Below are 3,221 nucleotides of genomic sequence, written 5' to 3'. Positions count from 1 at the left end.
AAGCCTTCACCAGCCTCGCTGCCAGCCTCATCACACTCAACCAGATCAGACGGTTCTGTTAGGCGCTCTTAGGCGTGCAGGAAGGGTGCGAACGGCTCCTTCAGCTGAAATACCACAGTGAGCAGGTCCGGGGCCTCAGCCGAGGCCAAGCGCGAGAACGTGCCGCGCGCCCGGGCATGGGCCTCCATTAGCGCCTACGTGACCGAGAACACCACGTCCTCCGAGGTCATCGGCGACCCGTCGTGGAAGGTGATGCCGGGAAACAGCTTGAAGGTGTAGGTCAGGCCATTCGGGCTGCGGTCCCAGCTCTGGGCCTTGCCGGGCTTGGGCGTGAGATCGAAATCGTAGGTCAGCAGGCTCTCGTAGATCTTGCCGCACACCGTAAGTGTGGGGGCTTGCTGGTTGAGCGCCGAGACCAGGATGGGCGGCCCGGGCTAGATCTCGGTGTTGAGGACGCCGCCCCGGGTCTGGCTCGCAGCGCGCGTGATGCCGAAGGGCATCGGCCCCGCTGCCCCCGCGGCGAGCATGAGCTTGGCGAAATCGCGACGGTTCATCCGGAACCGTTTCAAGCGCCTCGGACCGCCCGCGCGGACGATCCTGCAATCCCCATGGCAGGCCGAGGCCGTTCCAGCCCAGTGCATCGAACAGGCCACTACTGGGCATGGAGACGAGGCGGCCGACATGGAGAGGGTGACGATGTCCGTGCACCGTTGTCGAGAAACGCACCCCGCTCGGCCTGTGCCGCCGCTGCCTCCTGCCGGCCTGACCCCGGCTCGCAACCGACGCCGGGACAATCGCTGAAGCGGAGAGCGGCATCGTCCTGGTATTGGGCTTGCCTATCCGGCCCGGACAGAGGGCGAATGCACATGAGACGATCCTGGCTTCCCGGGTTGCTTGCAGCCGCGGCGGCGTTCCTGGCACCTCTGGCGCCTGCATCGGCCCGGGCGGAAACAACGGTGCGGGCCGTGCTCGAAGCCGAGATCGTCACTCTCGATCCGTATTTCACCACGGCCTACATCACGCGGACCTTCGGCTTCATGGTCTACGACACGCTTTTCGCGCCGGACGCGAAGGGCCAGTTCAAGCCGCAGATGGTCGACACCTGGTCGGTGTCGGACGATCGCCTGACCTGGCGCTTCACCCTGCGCGACGGCTTGCGCTTCCATGACGGCACGCCTGTTCAGGCCGCCGACTGCGTTGCCTCGCTGAAGCGCTGGGCGGCCCGCAGCGCGCTCGGCGGCCGGCTCATGGACGTGGCGGCCGCCCTCGACGCCGTGGACGACAGGACCTTCGTGCTCACGCTGCGGGAGCCGTACGGCCTCGTGCTCGACACCCTCGGCACCACGTCGAGCCCGACGCCCTTCATCATGCCGGCCCGGCTTGCCGCGACGCCGCCCACGACGCAGCTCACGGAGGTCATGGGATCCGGTCCCTTCGTCTACGACCGCGCCGCGCACATCACCGGCGACCACATGCTGTTGCGCAAGAACCCCGATTACCGGCCGCGTCCTGAACCGGCCGAATTCCTCGCCGGCGGCAAGGTCGTGAAGGTCGATGCCCTCGACATCCGCGTCATCCCGGACGATGCGACCGCCGTCGGGGCCCTCGGCGCCAGCGAGATCGATCTCATGCAGTACGCGCCCTTCGATCTTATCGAACAGATCGAGCGCAACAAGAACCTGGCGGTGATGAACTTCACCGGTCCACACCGGTTCACGGGGCATTACCGCATCAATACGGCGGCCAAGCCCTTCGACGATCCGGCGATCCGGCGCGTGTTGCTCCGACTCGTGGATCAGCGGGAAGTCCTGGACGGGTTCGGCCTCGACCCGCGCTTCTCACAGACCTGCGACGCCTTCTTCATCTGCGGCTCCCCCTACGAGACGCATGTGGGGCCGAGCTCTTGTACGATCCGTCCGTGGCGGCGGCGCGGGCCGCCCTGAAGGCGACCGCCTACAAGGGCGAGCCGGTGATCGTGATGGCGGCCAACGACCTTGAGGCGGCGCGCGTCTCCTCCACGATCCTCGCCGACCGGCTGAAACAGGCCGGCTTCACCGTCGATCTCCAGGTCATGGATTGGGCGGCCCTGCTGGCGCGTCGCACCAAGAAGATCGGTTGGAGCGTCTTCGGCATTCACGCCCTCGGACTCGATCTCAGTTCGCCGCTGACGAACTCGGCGATCAACTTTGCCTGCAAGGACGCGGCGAGTTCCGGGTTCATGTGCGACACGCGCGTGGTCGGGCTGTTCGATCGGTTCGCCCGCGAGCCGGATCCGGACAAGCGGCGTGACATCGTCGGCGAGATCCAGTCCATCGTCTACGGCGAAGGCCTGGTCGTACCCTTCGGCCAGTTCGCCCAGCCGGCAGCCTACCGGACCTCCCTGACCGGGCTGATTCCGTCCGCCATCCCGCTCTTCTGGAATGTCGAGAAGCCATGAGCGCTGCCATGTACGATGTCATCGTCGTCGGCGCCGGCTCTGCCGGTGCCGCCCTGGCCGCGCGCCTGACGGAGGATCCCGGCCGCCGTGTGCTCCTGCTGGAGGCGGGACGCGACTGGCGCGCCTCAGATGCCCCTCCGGCTTTGCGCTCGGCCAACATCATCCCGTTTATGTACGACTCGAGCCACCAGGCGGACTGGCAATGGCCGGGGCTGATGAGCCGGCGAACTCGCGCGCAGGAGCCCCGCTTCTACTGGCGCGGTCGCGCGCTCGGCGGCAGCTCGACGGTCAACGCGCAGATCGCGATCCGCGGTGTCCCGGCCGCCTTCGATGCCTGGGCGGCGCAGGGCTGCACGGGCTGGTCGGCAGCGGACGTGATGCCGCTCTTCGACCGGATCGAGGACGACGCCGAATTCTCCACCGAGGCGGGGGCCCGTCGCGGCGGCCCGCTGCCGGTCTACCGCGCCCCGCTGGACGCATGGGGCGCCGTCGACCGCGGGCTGCGGGAGGCCGCGCTGGCGGGCGGCTATGGCTGGAAAGCGGATCTCAACGCGCCGCAGGGCGAGGGCGTCTCGTGCAACCCGATCAATAGCCGCAACGGTCACCGGGTTACCACCAATGACGGCTATCTTGAACCGGCGTAACTGCCCAGGATTGGGTCGTTGTCTTGACGGGTCATCGGGGTGTGCGAGTCAAGGTGAGGATGACGCTCGCCGTGACAGCGGAGACGGTTGAGAGGCTGCTGGGGCTGGCCGGCGAGCTTGAGCGACGCAATGCGCTGTTG

3 protein-coding genes and 1 pseudogene are annotated in these 3,221 nt (G+C 67.4%); 3 read left to right on the top strand and 1 reads right to left on the bottom strand.

The annotated features are described in order from the left end of the window. Positions 1 to 194: 194 nt before the first annotated feature. Positions 195 to 380 carry an ABC transporter substrate-binding protein gene (locus BM228_RS35760; RefSeq protein WP_244537447.1) on the bottom strand — a complete coding sequence of 62 codons (186 nt, stop codon included), beginning with the start codon at positions 378 to 380 and terminating at the stop codon, positions 195 to 197. A 486-nt stretch (positions 381 to 866) separates the two neighbouring features. Between BM228_RS35760 and BM228_RS33345 the strand changes: the two genes are divergently transcribed. The 3 genes and pseudogenes from BM228_RS33345 to BM228_RS33340 all read left to right on the top strand — a co-directional run. Then, the gene (locus tag BM228_RS33345; RefSeq protein ID WP_244537446.1) at positions 867 to 1,943 is read left to right on the top strand and encodes an ABC transporter substrate-binding protein; all 1,077 of its coding nucleotides are present in this window, start codon (positions 867 to 869) and stop codon (positions 1,941 to 1,943) included. After that, on the top strand, positions 1,919 to 2,437 hold the full coding sequence (locus BM228_RS35755; RefSeq protein WP_244537445.1) for a periplasmic substrate-binding domain-containing protein: 519 nt from the start codon (positions 1,919 to 1,921) through the stop codon (positions 2,435 to 2,437). Before BM228_RS33345 ends, BM228_RS35755 begins: the two co-directional genes overlap by 25 nt. A gap of 8 nt (positions 2,438 to 2,445) precedes the next feature. After that, positions 2,446 to 3,078, top strand: a pseudogene (locus BM228_RS33340) (GMC family oxidoreductase N-terminal domain-containing protein); the annotation flags it as partial. Positions 3,079 to 3,221 lie beyond the last annotated feature (143 nt).

The organism is Methylobacterium pseudosasicola (assembly GCF_900114535.1).
In the GTDB taxonomy this organism is placed as follows: Bacteria; Pseudomonadota; Alphaproteobacteria; order Rhizobiales; family Beijerinckiaceae; genus Methylobacterium; species Methylobacterium pseudosasicola.
The sequence above is the reverse complement of the archived record's forward strand: the minus strand, read 5'-3'. Positions and strand labels throughout refer to the sequence as shown.